Origin of the sequence: Ligilactobacillus murinus DSM 20452 = NBRC 14221, from assembly GCF_001591685.1 — a bacterium.
GTDB classification, from domain to species: domain Bacteria; phylum Bacillota; class Bacilli; order Lactobacillales; family Lactobacillaceae; genus Ligilactobacillus; species Ligilactobacillus murinus.
On sequence record NZ_BCVJ01000122.1, the window covers coordinates 1 to 1,026 of the forward strand.

A 1,026-nucleotide genomic window follows, 5' to 3' on the forward strand; every position below is an offset into this window, starting at 1 on the left:
ATTAGATAGCTACGATTTTTACGGAAAGTACGAATGGTCGTATCCATCTCTGTATTGGTGCGCTCATAACTATCAAGAACTTCATTCAAAGTAGTAATGTCTTTATTCTTCAAAGCTAAGGTAATATCTTGGTAAGTCTGATAAACTATTTTGAATTCAGAAAATTTATTGATGATCAAGTCGATCGCATTCTGTTGAGTCATATATTCATTGATCCCCCTAAGATAGACAACATTTTTAGGGTCGATCTCATCAGATTTCTTATGGAATAAACGCCACTGTGATTTGAGGATCTTGTATTCTCGACTATGCTTATTGAGTGACCTAGTGAGAGCGATTCGACAACTGTCTAAAGCACGTCCGGCTAGCTGAACGATATGAAAACGATCGATAACAATCTTGGCATTCGGGAAAAGTCGGCGAATGAAGCGCTGGTATTGAGCGTTTAAATCAATGACGACCGATTCCACTTGATCACGTTCAAACTTTGAGTAACGATTTTCAAAATAATTGATAATGGTAGAAGATAGTCTATCTGGGAGTTTAACAACTAACTTATGAGTTTGTGCATCACAACAGATAAAAGAAGTTGTATTTTTAATCGAACGAAATTCATCAAAACAAAGATTCTTGGGCAAAACAGGCACTCGATATTGAGGTTTGATCCGTTCGACAATAGTTCTTCGAACACTACTAGCAGAGCAATGACAGATGCGAGCGATAAATTTACCGTTCAAACCTTCCCTAGCTAATAACATGATCTGATTTTTTAGTTTACGAGAAAGAGTTTGATTAGGCTTAGTTAATTCAGAGGTCGCACCGAAAGTTGTTCGACAATTTTTACATTGATAGCGTTGTTTACGAAGGATCATTTCATAACGTATACAGTTTAAACTTGGCAAACGTACGTGAGCTTTAGCAAAACCATTTTTATTAACAGTGGCAAAGCCACAATTTCGACAACGGTTGATAGGATAAGATAGTACAGCTTTGATCAAAACTAATTTTTCTGTGCCATTATATAAA

General features: G+C 36.3%; 1 protein-coding gene. It reads right to left on the reverse strand.

What is annotated here, in order from left to right; all coding sequences use genetic code 11:
• A partial coding sequence (locus LMU01S_RS10060; RefSeq protein WP_061773590.1) for an ISL3 family transposase occupies window positions 1–1,026 on the reverse strand: 1,026 nt, incomplete at both ends.